This window comes from Streptomyces sp. SJL17-4, assembly GCF_036826855.1.
Lineage (GTDB): Bacteria > Actinomycetota > Actinomycetes > Streptomycetales > Streptomycetaceae > Streptomyces.
Genome location: NZ_CP104578.1, coordinates 1,551,281 through 1,576,892, shown reverse-complemented (window position 1 = coordinate 1,576,892; position 25,612 = coordinate 1,551,281). Strand labels below are relative to the sequence as shown.

Below are 25,612 nucleotides of genomic sequence, written 5' to 3'. Positions count from 1 at the left end.
TGCCCTGACCCGGCTCGCTCAGCGCTTGTAGTTGATCTTCATCGTGTCGAGGTCGGTCACCGTCGACCGCAGCGCCCTGTACCCGTGCCCGAGCTCCCCGAGCGCGGTCTCCACCCGGTCCTCCGCGATCGCGCCCGCCATCTCCTCGCCGTCCTCGGCGTCGGAGACGACGACCAGGCGGTACGAGAAGTGCTTCAGCGTCCGGTCGTAGCTCAGCGAGCCCTCCTCCGTGAACTGCATCGCGGTCAGCCCGTGCCCGTCCACCTCGGCGAGCAGCCGGGCCCGGCTCTCCTCCGACAGACCGTCGAACGTGCCGCGCACGATGACCCGGTAGGTGTGCTGCGTGCCCATTCCTCGTACTCCCTGCGCCCTGGTTCTCCGGCCGCCCGACGGCGCGCCGACCCTCCACCCTACGGCGGCGGCCGTCCGATCCGCCGGGAATTCCCGGCCGTCCCCGCGCCCCCGGACCGGCCGCAGCCCGACGCGGAGAACCCCTGGTCAGGAAGGCCCCCGGGCGTGTTCCATGGGGCGATGACGACCGTACGACGTGCCGTACTGACGCTGCCCGCCGCCCCCTTGGGCCCGGACAACCCTCTTCCCGCACTGCGGGCCCCCGCCGGCGCCGGGGCCCACGCGGTCGACCCGAGGACCCTCGCGGAACTCCCGCGCGACATGGCCCGGAGCATCGGCCGGGATCCGCTGCGCAGCCTGCTCCCCGCTCCCGTGCGCGACGGCTACGGCCGCGAGCGCAGGCCCGCGGACCTCGACACGATCGTGATCGAGAACGACCGGCTCCGGGTGACCGTGCTGCCCGGTCTCGGCGGCCGCGTCCACTCCCTCCACCACAAGCCCACCGGACGCGAACTCCTCTACCGCAACCCGGTGTTCCAGCCCGCCGCCTTCGCCCTCAACGGCGCCTGGTTCTCCGGCGGTGTCGAGTGGAACATCGGGGCCACCGGCCACACCGCCCTGTCCTGCTCGCCCCTCCACGCGGCGACCGTCCGCGCGCCCGACGGCGGGCCGATGCTCCGTCTCTGGGAGTGGGAACGGCTCCGCGACCTCCCCTTCCAGGTCGACCTCTGGCTCCCGGAGGGCTCCGACTTCCTGTACGTCGGGGTCCGCATCCGCAATCCCCACGAGCGCCCCGCCCCCGTCTACTGGTGGTCCAACATCGCCGTCCCCGAGGACCGCCGCGTCCTCGCGCCCGCCGAATCCGCCTGGCACCACGGCTACGAGCGCGGCCTGAGCCGGGTCCCCGTACCGGTCACCGAGGACGGCACCGACCGCACGTACCCGCTGAACAGCACACACGCCGCCGACTGGTTCTACGACCTGCCCGAGGGGCAGCGCCGCTGGATCGCCGCCCTCGACGCGGACGGCAGCGGACTCGTCCAGACCTCCACCGATCCGCTGCGCGGCCGCAAGCTCTTCGTGTGGGGCACCGGGCGCGGCGGCCGGCGCTGGCAGGAATGGCTGACGGAACCCGGCACCCCCGGCTACGCCGAGATCCAGGCCGGGCTCGCCCGTACCCAACTGGAACACCTGGAGCTCGCGGGCGGCGCGGAGTTCAGCTGGCTCGAGGCGTACGGGCCGCTCGCCGCCGACCCCACGGCGGCGCTCGGCGACGACTGGACCGCCGCCCGTGCCGACGTCGAGCGCAGCCTGTCCGCCGCGCTGCCCCGGGCCGATGTCGACGCCGCGTACACGGCCTGGCGGGAGGGGGCGGCCGACCTCGCGCCGGACGAGGTCCTCGCGACCGGATCCGGCTGGGGAGCGCTCGAAGTCCTGCGTGCGGCATACGAGTTGCCCGGCACGCCGTTCCCGGAGTCGACGCTCGGACCCGAGCAGGAACCCTGGCGGGAACTGCTCCGCACCGGCGTCCTGCCACCCCCGACGAAGAGCGCGGCACCCCGTGCGGCCCGGACCCCGCCGCAGACCGCGCCGGCTGCCGTACCCCTGGTCGCGCCGCTGGTCGCGTCCGCCTGGCGGGACATGCTGGAGACCGCCCCCGCCGACCCCACCACCGAGTACCAGCTCGGCATCGCCCAGTGGCACGCCGGTGACCGGGCGCAGGCGGTACGGAGCTGGGAGCGGGGACTCAAGGAGGCGACCACGCGCTGGCCCCTGCTGTACTGCCTGGCCGTCGCCGACCGGGAGGACGGCCACCCGGAACGAGCCGCCGAGCACTTCACGGAGGCCTTCACCGACCACGAGGCGACGGGGGGCGGCGCGGAGGCCCTCACCGACCACGACGTGACGGATGCGGGTGCCGATCGCGACGGGGCAACGGCCGTCGTCGTCGCCCTCGGCCGCGAGGCCCTCGACGCGCTCCTCGCCGTCGACCGGCCCGACCGGGCCCGGACCCTCTGGCACCGGCTGCCGGATTCCGTCCGGCGGCGCGGGGCCTTCCGGCTGCTCGAAGTCCGGCTGCTGCTCGCCGAGGGCCGCCCGGACGAGGCCCGTGCCGTTTTTGACGCGGGCTTCGAAGTCGCGGACCTGCGCGAGGGCGCCGAGATCCTCGGCGAGCTCTGGGCCCGGATCACCGACGAACTCCTGCCGGACGCCTATGAGTTCAGGATGCGACCGAACTGAGGGCGGGGGCGGTCCGGGGGTGCGGTCGCTACCCTGGAAGGGGCGGAGACCGTGGGGGACCGGAGGTCCGGGGATGGCTGCATGGGCGACACAGGAGTGCCGGTGCGGGCATCCGCGTTTCCGTCACGGGGCACCCCGGTTCTCGGGAACCTGCGAGGCCTGCCTCTGCGGATCCTTCGAGCTGCCCCCGGCTCCGGCCCTCACGGACGAGCCGCCCCCGCCCCCGGAGCGAGACCGCACGCCCCACCCCGGCTGCCCCCTCCAGGACCCGGACTGCATCGGGTTTCACGACATCTTCTGAGCTTGTCCTTCAACCTCACGTCACTGCGGAACGCTTGCCGGTGGGGAAAACGCGGTGCGTGCCGGCACCACACTGGTCAGACTCGCTGACATGACTGAGAAGATCACCCGCATCAACCCCGAGCAGCTGCATGAGACACCCGGCTATCACCACATCACCGTGGTGGAGGCAGGCCGTACCGCCTATCTGGCGGGGCAGTGCCCGCTTGACCGGAAGGGTGACCTCGTTGGTTCCGGTTCCCTCGAGACGCAGGTCGACCAGGTCGTCGCGAACGCGCTCGCTGCCCTGGCAGCGGTGAGTGCCCGGCCTGAACATGTGGTGCGGTCAGTGATCTACGTGCGGAGCGATGAGAGGGACATTCTCGGAGCCGCATGGCGTCGGCTCACCGAATCTGCCCTGGGTCCGGCGTTCACCACCGCCAGCACGCTCTTGGGCGTCGCCCAGCTGGGCTTTTCGGGACAGCTCGTCGAGGTGGATCTCACCGTGGCGCTGCCTGACTGACTTCGAACGGCGTATCGAACCGCGGAGCGTGAGTGTGCTGCCTGACGCCGGTCCCGGGGAAGCGTTCGGGCAAGCGTCACGCTTCCGGACCCTGGGGGTCAGCACGCGGTGGGGATGTGCCGCGCTGCCGCGAGTTCGGCCATCGTCCGGAGTCTCGTGAAGGAGGAGGCGCAGTACTCCGAGTTGATCCGGCCATCGATCTTGTCGGGTGGCAACCGACGACGGGTCAACGGCGGTTGCTAGCCTTGCGGGACCTCGTCCGATGACCGCGGGAGTTCTTGTGAGTGATGGGCCTGCTCAGGACCTGATGGGCACGGTGCGTCGGGTCGACTCGCTGTTGGAGCGCATGGGACTGGACCGCTCCGACGTGTTGCGGGTGGATGGCGAGGGCGGGCTCTCGTACGCCTCCGGCGTGGCCGCGGAGGAGGTGCGGGACCTGTTGCGTGGCGCCCCGTCCGCCGAGGCCGGGGGCGAGACGGACGTGGTGGAGGCACGCCACCGGCGAGTGGTCGAGCGGATCCTGTTCCTGCGCGCGACGCGGCTGCGCGAGTCCGCGGACGGAAGCAGGCGGGCCTACTCCCTGGCGGAGATCGCGGCCGGCGCGGGCACGAGCGCGCAGTGGCTCGACAAGATGATCAGGACGGGCCGTGCTCCGAACCTCAATCACGCCGCCGGGATCGCGGGATTCTTCGGAGAGAAGATCGAGTTCCTGGTCGCCGAGCCGGCCGAGGCGCTGGACCGGGTCCTCCAGCAGATCCACAAGGATCTCCTGGAGCGGACGGTGGAGCGCCAGGACCAGGACCTGCGGCGCCTGCGCACCGCGGGTCCGGCGAGCGAGGTGGATCCCTCGCTCGGCGTGGTCGCGTACGCGGCCCGGGCACTGGCCGACGTACCGGACGACACCGCTCAGCCCCTGATCGCCCTGATCGAGTCCGTCGCGCGGCGGTCCCGCGAGGAGCGCGCCCGGGAGGCCCGCGCGGCCCTCGAGACCGGATTGGTGCACAATGACGTCGATTGATCGCGGCGTGGACCCCACGGCTCACCAGCGGTAGCGCGCACAAGCGATACAGGGGGGCCGGTCCATCCGGCACGAGGGACGGGTGGCACGGGGTGGGGGTCTCGCGCGAGATGAGGCGGTATCGCGACGCGTTGGTCACGGGGCTGCCGCAGCCGGTTCCCGAGCGGCCGGTCGAGCTGCTGAAGGCGATCTGCGCGTGTGCGGCCCGCAGCAGCGGTCGCGAACTGCGCTTGATGTTCGAGGAGTTCCCGCCGGGCTCGGTGACCGGTCTGTGGCTGGACATGGGCGACTACGACCTGATCGTCCTGGAGGCGAACACGTCTCCCCTGCACCAGCTCGTGATCCTGGGGCACGAGCTGTGGCACCTCAAGGAAGGGCACTGCGGTCATGGCAGCGCGGCCGGCGCGACGGCCGCGGCCCGCATGCTGGGGGACCGCTGGAGTCTCGCCGACGCGGTCGGCCACGTCGCCGCCCGCACGGAGCCGGACCTCGAAGAGGAGCGGCGCGCGGAGAAGTTCGGCCGAATGCTGGCCGACCGGGTCAGGCCCTGCCTGGAGCGCAGGCGTGGCACGACCCCCTCCGCCGGGGTGGCGGGCCGCATCTGGGCGTCGTTCAGGGGATGACGGGCGAGAAGGCGTGAATCTCTACATCCCGGCCGCCGCGCTCGGGGTCGTGCTGGTCGTCAAGCTCCCCGCGTTGGTGAGGCGTCGGCACAGTCCCGTGGTCCGCAGCGTCAACGCCGTGATCTTCCTCCAGGCCGCGGCGTTCTTCTTCTCCGCGCCCCCGACCATCGGGGTCGTCAACAGGGCGACCGGCGTCAGCAACTTCTCGGCGCTCCTGGTCTACTGCGTCCTCTCCGCCTACGCGTGTGCCTGCCGGGTCCTCATGGAGAACTGGCGCGGGGACGTGGAGGTCCTTCCCCGCACCCGCCGCCGGGTCAGACGGTGGATCTGGGGGCACGGAGTCGTGGCCCTTCTGCTCATCGGCTGTTTCGTGTGGGGCGAGGCTCCGGTCGAACGGCAGCGTGACTTCGAGACGTACTACGCCAGTACCCCCTTCATCCGCGAGATGGTGCTGCTCTGCCTGTTCGCCGTCACCGCGGCCGCCGCGGCGGCGGCAGCCGCGTGCCTGAGGTGGGCGCGCGACATCCGCAGCGAGGCCCCGGAGCGGAGGACACCTGCCGACGGCCTGCTGCGCGTCGGCCTCACCGTCCTGGCCGTCGGCTTCCTGACCAACGTCACCTACGGTGCGGCCAAGCTGGCCGCGGTCGTGGCCGCCTGGAGCGGCCGGGACTGGGAGCCGCTCAACCAGGTGGCCGTGTCCTTGGCAGGCCTCGGCACCCTGCTCGTCGCCGCCGGATTCCTCATCCCCATCGTCGGACCCTGGCTCGCCGCACGGGTCTTCGAGCCGCTGCGGACCCTGCGGGCCCTGGGCCCCCTGCGGCGGACCTTGGGCGGCGTCGGCGCACCGCAGGGCCGGATGCGGCTCCCCACTCCCTGGAGCGCCTGCCCCGGCCGGCGCCTCACGGACCGGATGACCGACATCCACGACCGGATGCTGGAACTCGGGGCGTACTGCTCGGAGGAGGTGCGCGCGCGTGCCTACGCCGAGGCCCGCCGGACCGGGCGGGCGGAGGCGGAGAGCGTCGCCGTCGGGCTGGCCGCCATGTTCAGAGCCGCGTCGGACGCCCGTGCCCACGGCATGCCCGCGGACCAGGACCAGGTCGTGCCGGCGGTCCGTGCGCTGCGCGCGGCGGAGGGCGAGTACCGGGATCTCCTGGTCGGCGTCTCCCGGGCGCTCGGCTCGGTCCCCGAGGACAGGAGAGGCGGCACCCCCGCGTCGAGCGGTGGTGCCGCCTTGTCCCCCTGCGACGGATGAACTCCGTCGCGCCGGCGTCCGCGGGCGCCGGGCGGTGGATCAGGTGGGGCGGGTGTTACGGAGCGACCGGCAGGTCCGGGGTCTGGAGCGTCGGGATGCTCCAGCGCTGGGCCGGAGTGTCGTTGCAGCCCCAGATCGCCAGCTTCGTACCCCAGTCACGCCGTGCCTGCGGCAGGTCCAGGCAGTTGTTCGACTGAGGGTTGTAGAAGCTGCCGTCGGCGCGCGGGAGCCACTGCTGGCCGCCCTCGTTCAGGCACTGCCAGAAGATAAGGTCGGTGCCCTGCGCGGTCTGGTTGCCCCGGACCGCGACGCACTGGCCCTTCTGGGTCAGGGTGCCGTTGGCGTTGACGCTGAACTCCTGCGGGTCGGAGCCGTTGCAGCCCCACAGCTGGAGCTGGTTGCCGTTGCCGTTGGCGCCCTGCGGCGTGTCCAGGCAGAAGTCGGGCGACGCCGCGTACCGGATCGGCAGGTCCGTGGTGGTGGCCGGCGGTACGTAGTTCTGGAAGACGGACAGTCCGGCGATGGAGCCCTTGAGGTAGTTGCTGGGCTTGCTGACGTACTTGTACCGGCCCAGGACCAGGGCGCCGCTGGGTGCGGGGCTGGTGCTCGCCCGGTGGTATCCACTGGAGGCCAGCGTGCCGTTCACGTACAGGGTCATGGCGCCGGTGACGGCGTTGTAGGTGGCCGTCAGCTGGGTCCAGACGCCCTGCTTGAAGGCGTTGGCCGGGGTGACGACGGCGTTGAAGTCGTACGGCCAGCCGTCGTCGTCACCGTGCGCGATGGCGAAGCGCCAGTGTCCGGAGTCGGCCCACAGCTTGAACGCGCTGGCGTGCGCGCCGTCCTGGCTGACGATCATTCCGTCGGCCGCGTCCATCTTCACCCAGGTGGAGATGGTGAAGGACTGGCGGGTGTCGACGGCCTTGAGGGGGCCGGTGACGACCGACTTCGCCGCGGGGTCGAAGACCGCGACCTTGCGGGCACGGCCGTCGACCGTCTCGGTGGCGTAGGTGACCGCGGTGGCGGTGGCGTCGTTGGAGACGCCGCTGCCGTTCTTGGCCGGAATGGCCTTGGTGTCACCTTCCAGGCGCCACTGCACCGTCGGGGCCTGGGCGTGGCCGCGGACGTGGTAGCCGTCGAAGCCGTTGACCGCGCCGTCGGCGGCGGTGCCGGCCCAGGCCTGCAGGGTGCCGTCGGTGCCGACCGCCCAGAAGTCCGGGATGTCGTCGCCGGTCACGTCGCCCTCGGAACCCACGCGCGGGTAGTCCGCGCCCTTGATCCCGTAGCCGATGCGAGTGGCGGGCTGCGCCGCGACACCGGTGACCACGACGTAGCCGTCGACCGCGCGGGTGGTGGTGGTCAGCCTGTACTGGAAGATGTCGCCGTTGGTGCGGTTGCGCACCCAGAGCGCCGGGGCGGTGTCGGTGGTGGCGCCGATGTTCAGTGCGTTACCGGGGACCATCAGGTCCTTGTCGTCCCACGTACCGCTCGCGTCGACCAGGGCCGGGGCGGCGAGGGTCTGGTTGGACTTGACCGGGTAGAACCACAGGTTGCCGGACTCCACGGACAGCAGTCCGGTGGCGTCGGTGACCTTGCGGCTGGGCGTCCGCGTGGTGCGGGCCGGGCCGGTCGGCGTGATCTGGCTGGAGTACGCCCAGGTCGCCTCGTTGCGGTAGCCGGCGCAGGACGTGGCGTGGGTGGTGGAGCACTCCGGCTTCGCGACCGAGGTCTTCGTGCCGAGCGTGAAACGGCCCGGGGCGGAAAGGGTGTTGTCGTAGGCGAAGAGCTGCGCCCCGCCCAGTGCGCCGGGGGTGGCCGGCTCCTGGTGCACGAACAGGTCGTCCACGTTGCGGCCGGGGTCGAGCGAGCCGCGGTGAACCGTGCGGTAGTCCTTCCACGTCCGGCCGGAGGTCACCTCGGGAGCCTGGAGCGCGGTGGCCGCGGTTCCGCTGGGGATCATGCTGCGACTGCCGCCGTCGGTGGCACGGCCGTGGGTGACGAGGTTGCCCGCGGTGTCGGGCAGCAGGATGTCGGAGCGGGCGTCGCCGGTGGTGTCGCCGAAGGCGACCGCACCGTCCTTCCACGGCACGTAGAAGGCGTACGACCGGGTAGGCGAGGCGTTGCCGGCCTCGTCCAGGACCCGCGCGTAGACGATGTTCGTTCCCCACTGGGTGGGCGTGATGGCGAGGGGGCTCACGTCGAGCGGGCTGCCGCCGCTCGCGCACCGCTGCTGCGCGCCGACCAGTTGCGGGTCGAAGCCCCACTGGAGACAGGCGAGGCCGGAGCTGCGCAGGCCCGCGCCCGGGCTCGGGTCGGACGCGACGACGGGCAGGGAACCCGTGTCGCCGAGGCGGAGGTTGGTGATCTGGCCGTTGCCGGCCGGCGGGTACTGGGTGGCCGGGTCGGTGAACGCGCCGAACTCCAGGACCGGCGGGGTCAGGTCGACCGCGAAGTGGCAGGAGACGGTGGACGGTCCGCGCAGCAGGCCGTCGTCGCCGTGAACCGCCCAGCCGTAGTTGTGGCCGTCCTTCAGAGCGTCGAGCGGGGTGCTGTACGTGGCGTCGGTGCCGGTGGCGACGAAGCCGGACCAGCCCGTGTTCACGGTCGCGCCCGTGTTGTGCTCCCACATGTTCACCCACTCGGTGAGCTGGCCCTGGTTGGGGCTGCTGACCTTCGAGGTGATGGTGACCGTGGGGGTGGTGATCCACCCGAACTGGTCGGCGGGGATGTCTCCGCAGGCCTGTGTGTCGCCCGCGACCACGCGGCGCGGAGCGGGAACGGTGCGCTGGTTCTCCGGGACGCGCGGCGGGAAGTCGTACTCGGCGCTGAGCACCGCGGTGTACGCGAACCGCTTGAAGGCGATCTTGTCGCCGGTGCCCTCCTGGCCGGTCAGGGCGAAGGCGAGCGGGGTGCCGGTGTCGCGGATGCCGTCACGCATGGCGTTGGTGACGTTGAAGTCCACGGGGATGTTGCCGTAGCAGTCGCCGCTGTTGCCGTTGCCGCCGACGGACTGGTTCTGGATCCACTCGCGGATCTGGTGGTTGCTCCACTTCACCGACGAGCCGAAGGCGCCCGCGCGGTACAGGTGCACCGGGTACTTGTTCGTGCACGACCAGTCCGCCGAGATGTACTGCTCCAGGCGCAGGTTGGCGTAGTTGATGGTGGCGCCCTGGTAGCCGTGGAGATCGAACTCGTACAGCGCGCGCTCGATGCCCTTGCTGGTCTCCCAGCCCTGGTAGCCCACTCCCGGACGGTCCCGGTCACTGGAACCGGTGCGGTCGAAGTTGCCGGAGTCGTACGCCTGCTGGACCCACGCGTGGTGCTGCTTGCCCCGGCTGTCCACCGACCACGAGGGGTCGACGTAGATCGGGTACTTGGTGGCGGCACCGTCGAGCAGCTCGGCACTGGGAGCCAGGGCGATCTCGCCCGTGGCCCGCTTCACCGAGCCGGCCTCCTTCGTGCCGGCCGTCGGGGCTCCGGCTTCCTTCGCTCCGGCCTCCTTCGCGCCGGTCACCTTCGCGCGGGTCACCGGGATCCGGGCCACGGAAGCACCGGCTCCGGGGCCGTCGGCGCTGCTCGGCTCCGTCTCCGACCCGGTGGCGCTCACCGTGTCCCGGGTGTCGAGGTCGGCGTCACGGGAGCCGCGCGCACCGGGCTCGCGGGCCTCGCCGGCCGACCACATCAGGGGGGCCGGGGCACGGAAGACGGTCTCCTTGCCGGCGGCGGCGGTCAGGCTGCCGTCCTTCCCCGCGGCCAGCGTCAGACCGTCGGTGACCGTGGGGAACACCAGGTCGCGCACGGCCGGGTCGGCCGCCGCCGCGGGCGAGTGCAGCACGACCACGGTGGTGTAGCCGCCGTACTTGGTGGCGCTCACCTGGAGATCGGTGTCGGGGGCGACGTTCTCGAACAGCGCGTCGTTGCCGCGGAGTACGGGCTTGGGGAGCGGTCCCGCGAACGGCGAGGAGACCGACAGCTTCTTGCCGTCCTCGGTCGTCATCGTCGCCAGCGGGCCCGTGCCGCCGCCCGAGATGACCAGGTCCGAACTCGACGCCTTAGGCGCCACGGTCCCGTCCGCACGGACGGCCAGGGTGTCATCCAGCGCCAGCCAGCGGCCCTTGGGGCCCTTGGTGCGCTGCGGCAGCACGTGGCTCTCGGAGCGCAGCTTGCCCTTCGGGGTGGCGACCGTGGTCGCGTACTCCGTCGTCAGCTCCGGGACCGGCACGTCCTTGCCGGTCTTCGCCGCCAGCTCCCACGCCTTCTCGACCGCCGTACGCGCGGGCGTGTCCGACGGTGTGACGGGCGGGGTGGCGGTGCCGGGCGCACCGGTCGCCGCCGTGGCTCCCGGCGGGGCCGGAGCGTCGAGCGGAGGCGTCGGCGCGGCTGCCGCGACATACGGCGCCGCCAGCAGCAGGACGGTCGAGACCCCTGCCGCCAGACCGGCGGACACCGGCTTCCGCAAGCCGGATCTTGGTGCATTGGACATGCGAGTGCCCACTCCCCCTAGAACGTGTGAGTCCCTGACCAGACAGGCAGGGCCCGGGCACTGTGACAGGCGGGCACACAGCTGATCAACAGCCGGAGGAGTCAATTCCGCCCCTCCTGCGGGGGGTCGTGACCAATTGGCCGCAGGGTGACCCTTCACACGCGTCCATAAACGATCGTTGATAGTGACGCAACGATCATTTACTGCTAGCTTCCCCCGTTTAGACCGGCGGTTAAGTGGATTTGGGGCCTCCGCTTGCCTCTCTCCGGCTCCTACTGACCCCACTTCAGACCCATGTGACCAAGGTCCCGGCCCGCTCGGCCGAGGGCCTTGGCTCTCTGCTGACCACAGACGAAGGAATCCTCATGTCAGTTCATGGCGTGCGCCGAAGAACGCGCACGTTCCGCACGAGGGTGGCCGGTCCGGTCATCCTGGCGCTCGCCGCCTCGCTCCTCGGCACCCCGGTGGCGCAGGCAGGGCAGGCGGAACAGGACCGGGCCGCCGAGGCGGACTTCTCGAAGGTCTGGAAGCCGCCGCACCGGCCACTGCCCGGCACCAAGCCGGTCAAGGCCGTCGACGTGCGCAAGGTCGCGGCGCTCAAGCCCCGTTACCCGGTGCCCGCGCGTTCCACCGCGCGGTCCAGGACACCCTTCTCCGCGCCGGTCAGCGGCAGCGCCGACCTGACGGGCGCATCCGGCACGGCTCCGGTCCGGGCCGGACGCCTGCCCGTATGGGTGTCCCCGAAGGACACCGGGGCCACGAAGGGCCTGAGCGGCAAGGTCACGGTGGTCCGCGCGGACGACCGCTCCGCGCGTGACGTCGGGGTCAACGGCGCCCTGTTCAGCATCGCCGCCCAGACCCCCGGCGCCACCCGCACCGCCCCCCGCACCGCCCCCCGCGTCAAGGTCGGTCTGGACCTCGCCGAGCTGCAGGCCGCCACCGGGGGCGAGTTCGCCTCCCGCGGCCGCCTGGTGACGCTCCCCGGATGCGCGCTGACGACGCCCGACGTGCCGTCCTGCCAGGTGCGTACGCCGCTCACCACGCGCTACGACAGGGCGACGAAGCGACTGATCGCCGACGTGGCACTGCCGACGGCCGCGGCCCCCGCCCCTGCCCCGGCGAAGACGGCAGCGAGCAGCGGACTGCTCGCCGCCCCCACCGCGCCGATGCTGATCGCCGCGGAGACCGACTCCTCGGGCCCCGGCGGCACGTACGAGGCCACCGCGCTCGGCTCCTCGCAGAGCTGGGCCTCGGGCGGCAGCTCGGGTGCGCTGACGTACGACCAGTCCATCCAGGTTCCGCCGGCCCTGGGCGGCACCGCCCCCGAGGTCGCACTGAGCTACAACTCCTCCTCGGTGGACGGCAAGACCTCCGTCACCAACGCCCAGGCCTCCTGGATCGGCGACGGCTGGGACTACAACCCCGGCTACATCGAACGCGCCTACAAGCCCTGTGACAAGGCGGGCATCCCGGACTCGGGCGACGCCTGCTGGGCCGGGTTCAACGCCTCCCTGTCGCTGGGCTCGCACTCGGGCACCCTCGTACGCGACGACAAGGCGGGTTCGGCGACGGCCACCACCGACGCCGCAACCGGCGTGTGGCGCCTGAAGAACGACGACGGTACGAAGATCGAGTTCGGCTCCGGCGCCGCCAACGGCGTCCGGGACGGCTCGTACGCCAAGGTCACCGACTCCTCGGGCACCACGTACTACTTCGGCGTCAACCACCTGCCCGGCGGCGACAAGACCGACCCTGCCACCAACTCCGTCTCCTCCGTACCGGTGTACACGCCCAAGAGCGGCCAGCCGTGCTACGACAGCGCCAAGGGCGCCGGCTCCTGGTGCACGATGTGGCAACGCCTCTACCTCGACCACGTCGTCGACGCGCACGGGAACCTCACCACGTACAAGTGGGCTCCGGAGACCAACTGGTACAAGCGCGGCGCCGGTCAGAACAACGGCACCGGCACGATGACCGAGTACACCCGGGCCACCACCCTGGCGAGCATCGCCTACGGGCAGAAGCTCTCCGAGCAGGTCGCGGCCAAGGGCGCACTGCAGCCCGCCGCCCGGGTCACCTTCACCGTCGTCGAGCGCTGCACCGCGGCCGGCACGGCGTGCGAGCCCGCCAACCGGACCGTCGCCAACAAGGCCAACTGGCCCGACGTTCCGGTGGACAACGAGTGCAAGAGCACCGGAACCTGCGTCTACTACGCCGCCACGTACTTCACCACCAAGCGCCTGACGCGGATCGCCACCCAGGCGCGCGTCGGCAACGCCTGGCAGGACGTCGACACCTACGACCTGACCCAGTCCTTCCCCGACCCGAAGGACGCGGGCAGCCAGCGCGCCCTGTGGCTGGACTCCATCCGGCACACGGGCAAGACCGGCACGCCGAACCTCGACCTTCCGCTGGTGTCGTTCAAGCCCGTCATGCTGCCGAACCGGGTGGACGGAACGAATCTCGTTCCGGCGCCGCCGATCATGAACCGGCCGCGCATCCAGCAGATCACCAACGAGACCGGCGGCGTCCTGAACGTCGACTACAACCTCCCCGACTGCTCGCGGATCAACAACGTGATGCCGACGGCCGAGGACGACAACAACAGGGCCTGCTACCCGGTGCGGTGGTCCCCGCCCGGTTCGGTCGCCGACTCCGATCCGGTGCTGGACTGGTTCCACCACTACACGGTCAATTCGCTGACGGAGAACGACACCGTCACCGACGCCCCGCAGAAGATCACCTCGTACACCTACGACTCGGCCGCCTGGCACCGCGACGACAGCGAGCTGACCGAGGCCAACGCCCGTACCTGGGGCGAGTTCCGCGGCTTCGCCAAGGTGACCACCACGGTCGGTTCGGGCACCGACGGACCGAAGTCGCAGACCGTCACCTCCTACCGCCAGGGCATGGACGGGGACATCCGCAAGGACAAGAGCACCCGCTCCGCGCACCTGACGGACGCCCTCGGCCGCGATGTCACGGACGTGGACTGGCTCAGCGGCCAGGTCCTGCAGACCGTGGCCCACGACCAGGCCGGCGGCACCGCCGCCACCCAGACCCTGAACGCCTCCAGCGACGAGGTCGTCACCGCCACCCACACCCGCACCGGCCTGCCCGCGCTCGTCGCCCGCTACCCGGCGACCAAGCTCACCACCACGACCCGGGTGAAGCTGGCGGACGGCAGCTGGCGCACCAGCACCAGCAGCCAGGTCACCGACCCCGCGCAGAACAACCGGACGGTGACCTCCCTGGAGCAGGCGCCCGGGGTCCCGGACGAGTGCACCCGTACCCGGTACGCGAGCGGACCCGACGCCCAGCGCACCACCCTGGTGTCCGAGGTCCTCAAGGTGTCGGGCACCGATGCCTGCACCGCGGACCCCACCGCCGCGAACACCGTCGCGTACACCCGCACCTCCTACGACGGCCTCCCCTTCGGACAGGCCGGCGCCGCCGGCGACGCGACCCGGAGCGAGACCCTGGAGCGGTACGCCGCCGACGGCACCCCGGAGTTCACCACCACCGCGACCACCACGTACGACGGCTACGGCCGCACCACCTCGACGACCGACCCCCACAGCAAGGACGCGCAGCATCCGAACGGGGCCACCACCACCACGGCCTACACCCCGGCCGCGACCGGTGAGCTGCCCGCCACCACGACCGTCTCCGCTCCCGTTCCCGGCCAGGCCACGGGTACCTGGGACACCGTCACCACCTACGACGCCCGGCGAGGCCTGCCGCTGAAGGTGACCGATCCCAACCAGAAGACGGCGACCAGCACCTATGACGCGCTGGGCCGGCTGACCGCGGTATGGCTGCCGGGGCGCGCCCCCGAGTCCCACACCCACGCGAACATGGTGTTCGGCTACCGCGTCTCCAACACCGTGGGCGTCCCCTCCACGATCACGACCAAGAAGCTGACCGTGGACGGCTCCACCCCCGTGTGGACCACGTCGATCCAGCTCATGGACGGCTTCACCCGCCCCCGCCAGCAGCAGTCCACCCCGGCGAACCCGGCCTACACCGGCCGCCTGGTGACGGACACCCGCGTGGACTCGCACGGCCGGGAGAAGACGTCCAACGCGGCCTGGTACAACGACGCTTCGGGCCCCAGTGACGTCCTCGTCGCCGCCGCCGACAGCACCATCCCGTCGCAGAAGCGGACCAGCTACGACGGTCTCGACCGGAAGACCGTCATCTCGACGTGGTCGCTGGGCACCGAACAGCACCGTACGACGACCAGCTACCCGGGCGCCGACCGCACCGACGTCCTGCCGCCGAAGGGCAGCGCACCGACGTCGGTGTTCACCAACAGCCTGGGGCACACCACCGAGCTGTGGCAGTACTCCACTCCCACCCCCACCGGTCAGGCCTCGGACGCGGCCGTCTCGCGCTTCACCTCGACCGTCGACGGCAAGCCCCTGACCCGCACGGACGCGGCCGGCAACGTCTGGACGTACACATACGACCTGCGCGGCCGGCTGATCGCCACGAGCGACCCGGACAACGGCGAGACCAGGCAGACGTACGACGCCGCATCGCGCCTGGCCACCGCCACCAACGCGAAGAACCACACGCTCGCGTACACCTACGACCTGCTCGGGCGGAAGACCGGCCTGTACGACGGCACCGTGAGCGCCGCCAAGCAGCTGGCCGGCTGGACCTTCGACACCGCCCCCGGCGGCAAGGGCAAGGCCGCCACCTCCACGCGCTACGTCGGCGGCTCCGCCGGCAAGGCGTACACCAGCGCCGTGACCGGCTATGACGACGGTGCCCGGGTCACGGGCACGACCATCACCATGCCCGCTACCGATGCCGGGCTGGCCTCCGGCACGTTCACGTACACCGTCAGCTCCACCTTCGACCGGCTCACCGGAAGCCCGAAGAGCACGGTCCTGCCGGCGCTCGCCGGGCTGCCGCTGGACGACATGGCGTACTCGTACAACGACTACGGCCAGCTGTACAAGTACGCCGGCGCCACCACCTACGACACGCAGACCGAGTACGACGCCCACGGGCGCGTGATCCGCTCCACCGTCAACCCGTGGGCCTCCCAGGTCGTCACCACCTCGGTCTACGACCAGGCCACCGGGCGGCTGAGCGACCAGTACGTCGACAAGCAGACCTCGGTCACCGGCGCGGTGCAGCAGACCGGCTACACCTACGACCAGAACGGCCGCATCACCTCGCTCACCAACATCGCGGACAACACGCCCGCGCAGACCGACCGCCAGTGCTTCACGTACGACCACCTCGGCCGGCTGACGACGGCGTGGTCCGACACGGGCGGCGTCAGCCGGCCCGACCCCCTCACCCACCAGACGGCCGACCAGGGCGCGTGCGCGAACACCACGCCGACCGGCGGTGCCGTCGCCCCGGCGAAGACCACCGTCGGCGGACCGGCTCCCTACTGGCAGGAGTACACCTACGACCTGACGGGCAACCGCACCAAGGTGGTCCGCCACGACCCGGCGGGCGACACCACCAAGGACGCCACGACCACCCAGACGTTCGGCGCCGCGGGACAGCAGAACGCCCCGACCTCCGCTCCCGCCACGGGCGGCGGCACGGGCGGAGCGCACGCGCTGCTGACCTCCACGACGAAGACCGGGACGGCCACCAACACCGACACGTTCCAGTACGACGAGAACGGATCCACCACCTCCTACCGGGCCGGCAAGGCCGGCACGAGCACCCTGACCTGGAACAGCGAGGGCAACATCGCCACGCTGACCACGGCCACCCAGATCAAGGGCATCGGCGGCAAGTGCCTGGACGCGGAGGGCGGTTCGACCGGAGTCGGCAGCCCGCTGCAGATCTACACCTGCAACACGGGCGCGGGGCAGAAGTACTCCACCGCGAAGAGCACGCTCTCCAGCGGCAACCGCTGTGTCCAGGCCATGGGCACCGCGGCCGGATCGCCGATCACCTTCCAGGACTGCGACGGCGGCGCCGACCAGACCTGGACCGCGCGAGCCGACGGCACGCTCCACAACCCCGTCTCGGGCCGCTGCCTCGCGGTCCCCGGCGACGTCGCCACCGACAGCCTGAACCTGGTCCTGGGCGACTGCGCCACCACCGTGCCCGCCGGGCAGAAGTGGACCATTCCGAACACCACCACGACGTACCTGTACGACGCGGACGGCAAGCTGCTGATCCGTCGCGGTCCCACGACGGCCACGCTCACCCTCGGCAACGACGAGCTGACGGTCACCACGGCCACCCAGGCCCGCACCGGCATCCGCTACTACCCGATCCCCGGCGGCATGACCATCGTGCGCACCGGCGCGGGCACCGCGGCCGGGGCGTTCGTCGCCCAGATCGCCGACCACCACGGCACGAACAACCTCGGCATCGACCTGTCGACGCTGGCGGCCACCCGCAGCCGCACCGACGCCTTCGGCAACGCACGGGGCACCGCGCCCTCGGGCTGGGCCGGGAACAAGGGATTCGTCGGCGGCCAGAAGGACGACACCACCGGGCTCACCAGCCTCGGCATCCGTCTGTACCAGCCGACCACGGGCCGCTTCATCGGCACCGACCCGCTGCTGTCGCCGATGGACCCGCAGCAGTGGAACGGCTACGCCTACGCGAACAACAACCCCGTCGGCAACTCCGACCCCGACGGCCGCATGTGTCTGCACGGGGCCCCCGGCGGCGGAGCGGACGGCATCTGCGCCGGTGTCGAGGGCGACACCGACGGAGTGATCGGCGACTACTCCGACAACTGCGCCAACCCGTCCTGCCGCGCGGCATCGGACGCGATGGCGGACCAGGCACGCAAGAAGGACCGCTACAACAAGAAGCCGAACGGCAAGTGGCGGGACGGATACCACCAAAAGCCGGTCGAGAACTACAAGTTCAAGTACGAGTACTCGTACAAGCACTACCTGGGCATGGCGGCGAACATGGGTACGCCGGAGGAGGTCATGGCCATGTTCCAGGCAGACCCCAAGAAGGTCTTCCCGTTCCCGATCACCGGCTGCGACTCGTTCTACGAAGGGGCCGTCTGCACCCTGCACCCCTTCACCACCAAGATCAGCCCGAACTATCTCGGGGGCGCCGGCGATGTGCGGGTGACCGTCGCCGAGACCAGCTTCACCTTCGAGGTGGTGGGCCAGGGGTACTTCGACGACCTGGGATCGACCATCACCTTCAGCATCTCCCAGAAGGGTGAGAACCTCTATCTCCACCAGGACGCCATGACGACCGGCTCCAAGGCCCTCGCTGTCGCGGGGGTGAAGGCCGGGGAAGCCAAGCGCACCTGGAGTCGGCAGACGTTCAACCTCCAGAAGCTGGTCTACAAGGAGCGCTACGACATCAACCTCAAGGACCGTCTCACCGACGGTGTGTGGCCCCAGGGGCCCAACGGCTGAGCCCGGCCCTCGTTCCGAACCGAACGAGGGAAGCTCCCGAACCGAACGAGGGAAGCCCCCGACCGCATCCGCGGTCGGGGGCTTCCCCTGTCGGCGCCACCGTCCGTGGAAGGGCGGTGGGCCCGGAGCCCCGTCAGGACACCCGGCACAGGATCTCGCCGTGCGGGACCATGAACCAGGCGTCCTCCCGGGTGCCCCACTCCCGCCAGGCCTCCGCGATCGACGCCAGCTCGGCCCTGGTCGCGTGGCCGCCGGACACGGCCAGATCGGCGTAGCCGGAGCCGGTCGTACGGTCCGCCCACAGGCCGCTCCACCAGGCCCGCTCGTCGGGCGTGGCGAAGCACCAGGTCGCGGCGGTCGTCGTGATGTCGGTGAAGCCCGCCTCGCGGGCCCAGGCGAACAGGCGCCGCCCCGCGTCCGGTTCGCCGCCGTTGGCCCGCGCGACCCGGTGGTACAGGTCCAGCCAGCCGTCCAGGGCGGGCCGTTCGGGGTACCAGGCGAAGGCGCCGTAGTCGCTGTCGCGGGCCGCGACGACACCGCCGGGGCGGCACACCCGCCGCATCTCGCGCAGCGCCTGGACCGGGTCTCCGACGTGCTGCAGCACCTGGTGGGCGTGGACGACGTCGAAGGAGTCGTCGGGAAAGTCCAGGGCGTGCACGTCGGCGACGGCGAACTCCACGTTCTCCAGGCCGCGTTCGGCCGCCACGGCGCGCGCGTTCGCCAGCACGCCCTCGGCGGCGTCGACGGCGGTGACGCGGCCGGGCGCGACCAGCGCCGCCAGGTCGGCGGTGATGGTGCCGGGCCCGCAGCCCACGTCCAGGACGTCCAGACCCGCGGAGAGCGCGGGCAGCAGATAGGCCGCGGAGTTGGCGCCGGTCCGCCAGCTGTGCGACCGCAGGACCGACTCGTGGTGACCGTGGGTGTAGACGGCCGTCTCGTGGGCCGCGGGGTGCGCGGAAGGGGTGGAGGCATGCGTCATCGAAGCGACTCCCTCGGTGTGGGTGCGTGCTCACCACCGTACGCACGGATGTCGCATGATGAGATCTGCGTCTTGTTATATGGACGCTCTCAGTCGAACAGGTCGTGTCTGTAACGGAGTTCGTCGAGAACCCTGCCTCCCGTCTCCTCCCGTACGGCCTTGCCGTCCGGGCGCCAGCCCGCCGCCTCGTAGAAGCGGCGCCCCCGCGTGTTCCCCGCGAACACCCACAGTGCCGCCGTACGGAAGCCGGTCGCCACGAGCGCCTCCGTGGAGGCCGCGAGCAAGGACCGCCCGACCCCCGTGCCCCACACCTCCGGCAGGGCGTAGAGGGCGGCCAGTTCGGCCGTCGTCGACCGGTCGAACTCCTCGTCCGACCAGGCCCGGAAGCAGGAGAACGCCCGCACCTGCCCGTCGGGGCCCGTCTCGACCAGGACCGTGGGCCGGTCCGGGGCGGCGAGGCGGGCCCGCCAGGTGGCGGTGCGCTCCTCGATGTCCAGGGCGTCCAGGTAGGGGCCGGGCAGCAGGTCGCGGTAGGCGGCCCGCCAGGACAGGACGTGCACGGCGGCGATGCCCGCCGCGTCCTCGGGAAGGGCTTCTCGTATCGGCATGCCGCATTGTCGGCCGAGCGGTGCCCCGCCCGCCTCCCCATTCGAGCCGCCGGTCCGGCTCCTGCTCCGGTCCCGCTCCGGCGCCCGGTCCGGCGTCCGGTCCTGCGTCCGGTCCGGCTCCTGCTCCGGTCCCGCTCCGGCCCCGCTCCGGCGTCCGGTCCTGCGTCCGGTCCGGCTCCCGCTCCGGTCCCGCTCCGGCGTCCGGTCCGCCCCGACCTGACGAACCCTCTGTGACAGCCGCGTGAACGGGCCGTCCCGGCCGCCCTTCCGCCCCTAGGATCGGCCGCGCCGCCGCTCGGTGGCCCGCCCCTCCCACGTGCCGAGGAGTCCGTCCGTGCCGAACTCGCCCGCGCCCGCCCGCCGTTCCCTGCTGAAGGTCCTCGCGGCGGCACCGGCGGTCTCCGCCCTCGGCGGGCTCGCCACCGCCACCGCCGCTTCCGCGCAGACCCCCGGACCCGCGTCCGTTCCTGCTCCCGATTCCGCACCCGCACGCGCCGCGTCCGGAGCCGCCGTCCCCCTCGCCGCGCCCGGGATCGTCAAGGCCCTCCCGGCCGAGTACTTCACCGTCCGGGGCACCAACGCCGAGGCGCGCTTCGACAGCTTCGGGGACACCGGCCGCCTCACCCCCGTCGACCGTTTCTTCGTCCGCAACCACACGACCACCCCCGTCCTCGACGCCGCCGACTGGCGCCTGACCCTCTGGGGCGACGGCCTGCACGGCCGCAGCCCGGTCCACTTCACGTACGGGCAGCTCCGGGACCTGCCCTCCGTCACCCGAACGGCCCTGATCGAGTGCGCAGGAAACGGCCGCAGCCTCTACGCGAGCCAGCAGGGTGAGCCGGTCACCGGCACCGCCTGGACCCTCGGCGCCGTCGGAGCCGCCCGCTGGCGCGGGGTGCGCCTCGCCGACGTGCTGCGACGGGCCGGGATCGCCCGCGACGCCGTCGACCTCCAGCCGCGCGGCCTCGACGACCCCTACGTGTCCGGCGGAGTCGACTACGGCCGGGTCCGCCGCCCGTTGCCCGTCGCCAAGGCCTTCGACGACGTGATCCTCGCGTACGAGATGAACGGCGAGCCCCTGCCGTACGACCACGGCCATCCCGTGCGGCTCGTGGTGCCCTCGTGGGTCGGCATCGCCTCCGTCAAATGGCTCGGCGACATCGAGGTCTCCACCCGCCCCCTCACCTCGCCCTGGTCCACGGACTGGTACCGCCTGTTCGGCGACGCCCACCCGGCCGGCGGCAGCGCCCCGATCAGTCGCCAGACCCTCAAGTCCGCCTACCAGCTGCCCTTCGACGCCACCCTGGAGGCCGGCCGCGCGCACCGGCTGACCGGCAGGGCGTGGTCCGCGCTCGCGCCCGTACGGACGGTCGAGGTGTCCACCGACGGCGGCGCGCACTGGCGGCGGGCCCACCTCCACGACACCCCGCGGCGGGACGGCTGGGTCCGCTGGAGCGCGCCGTGGCTCCCGCGCGACACCGGACCGGTCACCCTGCTCTCGCGGACCACCGACACCGCCGGCCACACCCAGCCCGAGCGGGCCGTCCACAACACCCAGGGGTATCTGTTCAACGCGATCGTGCGGCACCCGGTGACCGTCGTCTGACCCCTCACGGCCATCCGGCCACCCGGCCCCCCCCCCCGGCCACCCGGCCCCCCGGCCCCCCGGAACCCCGTCCCGGCCCGGCCCGGTCCGGACCCGGTGTCCCGCCCGTCGCCTGAAGCGACGCCTGGAGCGGCGGAACCGGCCGAACCTTCGTATAAAGGGCACGGGGGTGCCGTGCCGGCGCCCCCGTGCGCTCAGGAGGTACGGGACATGCGGCAGACGGCTCCGGAAGGCCGTGGCCCGGTGCGCTACGGCCCTCCCGCCCCCGACACCGGACTGCCCGTCCTGCCCGGACTCGCCGGGCTCCTCGCCGCCGCCGCCGGACGGACCACCCCCGAGCCGCCCGGCGGCGGCCCCGTCCTGCGCGAGGCCGCCTCCGGCTACTGGTGGCGCCGCGGCCTGCGCACCCACCCCGAGGACGTCGTGGCCGGCCCCGGCGCCCCCGCACTGCTGCTCGCCCTGATCGCCGCCCACGGCGGCGACCTCCTCCTGCCCCGGCCCTGCCCCGCCTGGTGGACCCCGCAGGCCCGCCTCCTCGGCCGCCCGGCGTACCACGTGCCGACCCCCGCGGAGGCCGGCGGCGTCCCCGACCCGTACGCCCTCCTGGAGACCGTCCGGCGGATCCGCGCCGAGGGCGGCAGCCCGCGCGTCCTCCTGCTCTCCGTCGCCGACGACCCCACCGCCACCGTCGCCCCGCCCGAACTCGTCCGCGAGGCGTGCGAGGCCGCCGTCGCCGAGGGACTGCACATCATCAGCGACGAGACCTGGCGGGACACCCGCCACCACCCCGAGGACACCGTGCTCCTCAGCCCCGCCGAGATGTGCCCGGACGACGTGACGGTCCTGTCCGACCTCGGCGGCGCGCTCACCCCGGCCGCCTGGCCCTGCGCCGTCGCCCGTTTCCCGCCCACCGATCCGTCCCGCGCCGACCGCTGGACCGACCGCCGTGCCCGCGTCCTCGACGTGCTCACCGCCCTCGGGGCCGTCGTCCCGGGGCCCGTCGCGCCCGCCGCCGCGCACGCCCTGGACGAACCCGAGGACGTCACCGTACGGGCCCGGCGCGCCGCCACCGTCCACGGTCGTCTGGCCGCGGCCGCGCACCGCGCGGTCCTCGCCTCCGGGGCGCTCGCCCGGCCGCCGCAGGCGGGCCGCCACCTCTACGCCGACCTCGGGCCGCTCCGGGCGGGTCTCGCCGCCCGGGGGGTCACCGACTCCCTGGAACTGGAGAGCCACCTCGGCGCGCGCCTCGGCGCCCCGGCGACCGGCGGCCACCGCTTCGGCGACGAACTCGGCGCCCTGCGCGTCAGGTTCGGCACCGACATGTTCCTGGGGAGCACGGACGAGGAACGGGCGGAGACGCTCGGAGCGCGGGACCCGGAGACGCTTCCCCATGTGGCGCGAAAGCTGGCAGAGTTCGGGGGAGTCCTGGAGGAACTCCGGTGACAGCGCCCCCGGTCGGCCGCCCGCCGCGGCAACCCTCGCGCACCGCAGGAGCCGTACGGGCCGCCCGCCCCCACCCCGAACCATCCCGACTCTCCGCACGAGCCGAACCATCCGCGCAGAACGGAGCCCGCAGATGACGGAACGGACGGCACCCCCCGCGCGGTCCGCCCAGGCCGCCCCGTACCAGCCCGATCGCGCCACCGCTCCCGCCCCTGCCCCCGTCCCTTCCCCGGCTCCGGTCCTCCACCCCGTCGGCCGGCTGCGCCTCGACTGGCCCCGCAGCTTCGCCGACCGGCTCACCGCCCCGCTCCCCGGCGTGCGCGCCCTGGCCCGCCTCGCCCGTGAGGGAGCCGTACGCCCCCGCCCCGAGGGCCTCCGTGACATTCCGCTGCTGCCCTTCGAGCCGGGCCCGCTCCCGCCCGCCGGACCCGACACCCTCGCCATCACCTGGGCCGGACACGCCAGTTGGGTACTTCGGATCGGCGGTCTTGCCGTCCTCACCGACCCGGTCTGGTCCCGCCGCATCTTCGGCACCCCCGCCCGGCTCACCCCGGTCGGCGTCCGCTGGGAGGATCTGCCGCGCATCGACGCCGTCGTCATCAGCCACAACCACTTCGACCACCTCGACGCCCCGACCCTGAAACGGCTTCCCCGGCACACCCCGGTCTTCGTCCCGGCCGGCCTCGGCCGCTGGTTCACCCGCCGCCGGTTCAGCCGGGTCACCGAGCTCGACTGGTGGGAGGCGGCCGAACTCGACGGCGTGCGCTTCGACTTCGTCCCCGCCCACCACTGGTCCAAGCGCACCCTCCTGGACACCTGCCGCTCCCTGTGGGGCGGCTGGGTGCTCACCGACCGGTCCGGGCGGCGCGTCCACTTCGCGGGGGACAGCGGGTACGGCCACTGGTTCGCCGAGATCGGCCGCCGGTACCCCGGCATCGACCTGGCGCTGCTCCCGATCGGCGCCTACGACCCCCGCTGGTGGCTGAGCGACGTCCACACCGACCCGGAGGAGGCGGTCCGTGCCCACCAGGACCTGGGGGCGCGGCGGATGGCCCCCATGCACTGGGCGACGTTCGTGCTGTCCTCGGAGCCCGTCCTCGAACCCCTCACCCGGGTGAGAACCGCCTGGGAGCAGGCGGGGCTGCGCCGCGAGGACCTGTGGGACCTGCCGGTCGGCGGCTCACGGGTGCTCGTGCCCTGACACCGCGTGCCCCCGGAGCCGCCGCCACAGCCCCGGCACCGCGCTGATCAGCACGGTGAGGCCCACCGCGGCGACGACCCCCTGCCACGGCTCCGGGAACAGGGAACCGCCCAGGATCCCGATCAGCTGGTACGTCGCCGCCCACGCCAGACAGGCCGCCACGTCACCGCGTACGAACCGCCGCAGCGGCATCTCCGACAGCAGACACGCCAGCATCACCGGGATCCGCCCCGCAGGAACGAGCCGGGACAGCACGAGCACCGACACCTGATGCGTGTCGAGCCGCTCCTGCGCGTGCGCGAGCCGCTCCGGCGTCACCCGGCCCCGCAGGGCGGCGAGCCACCGCGAGCCGTTGCGCGACCGCACCCCGCGCTGCCCCAGCCAGTACAGGGCGGTGTCGCCGAGGAGCGCGGCGAACGCCGCCACCAGGAAGACGAAGAGCAGTGCGAGGGGCGACGTCTGGTGAAAGGCGACGACCGCCGCCGAACTGACGATCGCGCCCGTCGGCACGACCGGCACCAGCGCGCCGAGCGCCACCAGGAGGAAGAGGGAGGGATAGCCGACGGCCTGCTGCGTCGACTCGGGCGGCAGCTCCCGCACCGCCGTCACGACCCCCGTGAGCCCGTGGATCACCGGCCGCCCCCCGGCCGCGCCGCCGTCGCGGACCCCCCGGCCGCTCCCCGCCCGGTCACCGTCGCCCCCTCGGCCGTCGCCGCCCGCCCGGTGCCCCGTGTCTCACCGGGCCACCGCCGGACGTACCCGCTCGCCGTGGGCCAGCAGATGGACCGCCACCTTCGGCGCCAGCCGGGCCGCGTGCCGTACGAACTCGTCGCCCGGCGCGTGGAACTCGTGCGGCCGGATCCCGTCGAGCCCGATCGGCCAGTACGTGCCGTAGTGCACCGGGACGGCCGCCGCGGGCGACAGCGCGGCGAGCGCCTCGGCCGCCCGGCCGGCGTCGAGATGGCCGTGACCGAGGTACGGGCCCCAGCCGCCGACCGGCAGCAGCGCCACGTCCACCGGGCCCACCGCCTCCGCCATCTCGTCGAAGAGTCCGGTGTCCCCGGCGAAGTAGGTCCGCGCCTCTCCCTCGACGACGTACCCGAGCGCGGGGGCGCGGTGCGGCCCCACCGGCAGCCGCCGTCCGTCGTGGCGCGCCGGCACGGCCCGTACGGTCACGCCCTCGACCGTCACCGTGTCGCCCGGCTCCACCTCGGTGAGCCGCAGCCCGTTCCCGTCGAGCCTGCGCAGCCCAGGTACGGCGGCGGGGGCGCCGCGCGGCACGACGAGCAGCGTTCCGGGCGCGAGCCGCGCCAGTGACGGCAGGTGAAGATGATCGGAGTGGAGGTGCGAGACGAGGACGGCCTCCGCGACCGCGGCCTCGGGCGGCGGCAGGGCGCCGCGCCGCCGCCGCAGGTGCGCGAGCCGCCGTGCGAACAGCGGATCGGTGAGGAAGCGGACCCCGGAGTCCTCGACCGTGCAGGTCGCGTGACCCCACCAGGTGACCTCCACCGGCATGCCGCCTTCCGTCGTCGCGGGTTCCGGCCGTCGTCCACCGCCGTTCACGATGTCCGCGCTCGTACCCTCACTCCGTATCGAGGGTAAATGTCCGGAGCGGGCGCCGGAGGA

The 25,612-nt window shown here is 72.6% G+C and carries 15 protein-coding genes; 9 read left to right on the top strand and 6 right to left on the bottom strand.

The window, feature by feature from the left end; genetic code table 11:
* Positions 1-18: 18 nt before the first annotated feature.
* Entirely contained in the window at positions 19-351 is a 333-nt protein-coding gene (locus tag N5875_RS07005; protein WP_338492312.1) for a DUF6204 family protein, read from the bottom strand.
* 180 nt (positions 352-531) lie between these two features.
* Here N5875_RS07005 and N5875_RS07000 point away from each other — a divergent pair, with 180 nt between their 5' ends.
* From N5875_RS07000 to N5875_RS06980, 5 genes are all read left to right on the top strand, one after another.
* Positions 532-2,592: a DUF5107 domain-containing protein gene (locus N5875_RS07000; protein ID WP_338492310.1), complete on the top strand. Its 2,061-nt coding sequence runs from the start codon at positions 532-534 to the stop codon at positions 2,590-2,592.
* A gap of 391 nt (positions 2,593-2,983) precedes the next feature.
* Positions 2,984-3,394 carry a Rid family hydrolase gene (locus N5875_RS06995; RefSeq protein ID WP_338492309.1) on the top strand — a complete coding sequence of 137 codons (411 nt, stop codon included), beginning with the start codon at positions 2,984-2,986 and terminating at the stop codon, positions 3,392-3,394.
* 307 nt (positions 3,395-3,701) lie between these two features.
* The gene (locus tag N5875_RS06990; RefSeq protein WP_318212693.1) at positions 3,702-4,412 is read left to right on the top strand and encodes a hypothetical protein; all 711 of its coding nucleotides are present in this window, start codon (positions 3,702-3,704) and stop codon (positions 4,410-4,412) included.
* A gap of 110 nt (positions 4,413-4,522) precedes the next feature.
* Positions 4,523-5,035 carry a toxin-antitoxin system, toxin component gene (locus N5875_RS06985; RefSeq protein WP_338492308.1) on the top strand — a complete coding sequence of 171 codons (513 nt, stop codon included), beginning with the start codon at positions 4,523-4,525 and terminating at the stop codon, positions 5,033-5,035.
* A gap of 13 nt (positions 5,036-5,048) precedes the next feature.
* Entirely contained in the window at positions 5,049-6,290 is a 1,242-nt protein-coding gene (locus tag N5875_RS06980; protein ID WP_338492307.1) for a DUF6545 domain-containing protein, read from the top strand.
* A gap of 55 nt (positions 6,291-6,345) precedes the next feature.
* Here the strand turns inward: N5875_RS06980 and N5875_RS06975 are convergent, their stop codons facing one another.
* Positions 6,346-10,770: a ricin-type beta-trefoil lectin domain protein gene (locus tag N5875_RS06975; RefSeq protein ID WP_338492306.1), complete on the bottom strand. Its 4,425-nt coding sequence runs from the start codon at positions 10,768-10,770 to the stop codon at positions 6,346-6,348.
* 365 nt (positions 10,771-11,135) lie between these two features.
* Between N5875_RS06975 and N5875_RS06970 the strand changes: the two genes are divergently transcribed.
* Entirely contained in the window at positions 11,136-18,149 is a 7,014-nt protein-coding gene (locus N5875_RS06970; RefSeq protein WP_338492304.1) for a ricin-type beta-trefoil lectin domain protein, read from the top strand.
* A 133-nt stretch (positions 18,150-18,282) separates the two neighbouring features.
* Here N5875_RS06970 and N5875_RS06965 read toward each other — a convergent pair whose 3' ends face one another.
* The gene (locus tag N5875_RS06965; RefSeq protein WP_318212688.1) at positions 18,283-19,128 is read right to left on the bottom strand and encodes a methyltransferase domain-containing protein; all 846 of its coding nucleotides are present in this window, start codon (positions 19,126-19,128) and stop codon (positions 18,283-18,285) included.
* An 89-nt stretch (positions 19,129-19,217) separates the two neighbouring features.
* A complete protein-coding gene (locus tag N5875_RS06960) occupies positions 19,218-19,736 on the bottom strand; it encodes a GNAT family N-acetyltransferase (RefSeq protein WP_338492303.1) in 519 nt (172 codons plus the stop codon).
* 334 nt (positions 19,737-20,070) lie between these two features.
* On the opposite strand from N5875_RS06960, the gene N5875_RS06955 reads away from it, so the two are divergent.
* The 3 genes from N5875_RS06955 to N5875_RS06945 all read left to right on the top strand — a co-directional run bounded on the left by N5875_RS06955 (position 20,071) and on the right by N5875_RS06945 (position 23,986).
* Entirely contained in the window at positions 20,071-21,342 is a 1,272-nt protein-coding gene (locus N5875_RS06955) for a sulfite oxidase (RefSeq protein ID WP_318212686.1), read from the top strand.
* 210 nt (positions 21,343-21,552) lie between these two features.
* Positions 21,553-22,785: an aminotransferase class I/II-fold pyridoxal phosphate-dependent enzyme gene (locus tag N5875_RS06950; RefSeq protein ID WP_338492301.1), complete on the top strand. Its 1,233-nt coding sequence runs from the start codon at positions 21,553-21,555 to the stop codon at positions 22,783-22,785.
* A 133-nt stretch (positions 22,786-22,918) separates the two neighbouring features.
* Positions 22,919-23,986: an MBL fold metallo-hydrolase gene (locus N5875_RS06945; protein ID WP_338492299.1), complete on the top strand. Its 1,068-nt coding sequence runs from the start codon at positions 22,919-22,921 to the stop codon at positions 23,984-23,986.
* Here the strand turns inward: N5875_RS06945 and N5875_RS06940 are convergent.
* Entirely contained in the window at positions 23,966-24,619 is a 654-nt protein-coding gene (locus N5875_RS06940) for a VTT domain-containing protein (protein WP_338492297.1), read from the bottom strand. The two genes, N5875_RS06945 and N5875_RS06940, sit on opposite strands and share 21 nt — an antisense overlap.
* Positions 24,620-24,721: 102 nt before the next feature.
* Complete coding sequence (locus tag N5875_RS06935) at positions 24,722-25,501, bottom strand: MBL fold metallo-hydrolase (protein WP_338492296.1); 780 nt, start codon at positions 25,499-25,501, stop codon at positions 24,722-24,724.
* Positions 25,502-25,612 lie beyond the last annotated feature (111 nt).

Bases quoted from the DNA above. Each gene is read 5' to 3' on its own strand.
- N5875_RS07005 (WP_338492312.1), bottom strand. From the start codon at position 351: ATGGGCACGCAGCACACCTACCGGGTCATCGTGCGCGGCACGTTCGAC.
- N5875_RS07000 (WP_338492310.1), top strand. From the start codon at position 532: ATGACGACCGTACGACGTGCCGTACTGACGCTGCCCGCCGCCCCCTTG.
- N5875_RS06995 (WP_338492309.1), top strand. From the start codon at position 2,984: ATGACTGAGAAGATCACCCGCATCAACCCCGAGCAGCTGCATGAGACA.
- N5875_RS06990 (WP_318212693.1), top strand. From the start codon at position 3,702: ATGGGCACGGTGCGTCGGGTCGACTCGCTGTTGGAGCGCATGGGACTG.
- N5875_RS06985 (WP_338492308.1), top strand. From the start codon at position 4,523: ATGAGGCGGTATCGCGACGCGTTGGTCACGGGGCTGCCGCAGCCGGTT.
- N5875_RS06975 (WP_338492306.1), bottom strand. From the start codon at position 10,770: ATGTCCAATGCACCAAGATCCGGCTTGCGGAAGCCGGTGTCCGCCGGT.
- N5875_RS06970 (WP_338492304.1), top strand. From the start codon at position 11,136: ATGTCAGTTCATGGCGTGCGCCGAAGAACGCGCACGTTCCGCACGAGG.
- N5875_RS06965 (WP_318212688.1), bottom strand. From the start codon at position 19,128: ATGACGCATGCCTCCACCCCTTCCGCGCACCCCGCGGCCCACGAGACG.
- N5875_RS06960 (WP_338492303.1), bottom strand. From the start codon at position 19,736: ATGCCGATACGAGAAGCCCTTCCCGAGGACGCGGCGGGCATCGCCGCC.
- N5875_RS06950 (WP_338492301.1), top strand. From the start codon at position 21,553: ATGCGGCAGACGGCTCCGGAAGGCCGTGGCCCGGTGCGCTACGGCCCT.
- N5875_RS06945 (WP_338492299.1), top strand. From the start codon at position 22,919: ATGACGGAACGGACGGCACCCCCCGCGCGGTCCGCCCAGGCCGCCCCG.
- N5875_RS06935 (WP_338492296.1), bottom strand. From the start codon at position 25,501: ATGCCGGTGGAGGTCACCTGGTGGGGTCACGCGACCTGCACGGTCGAG.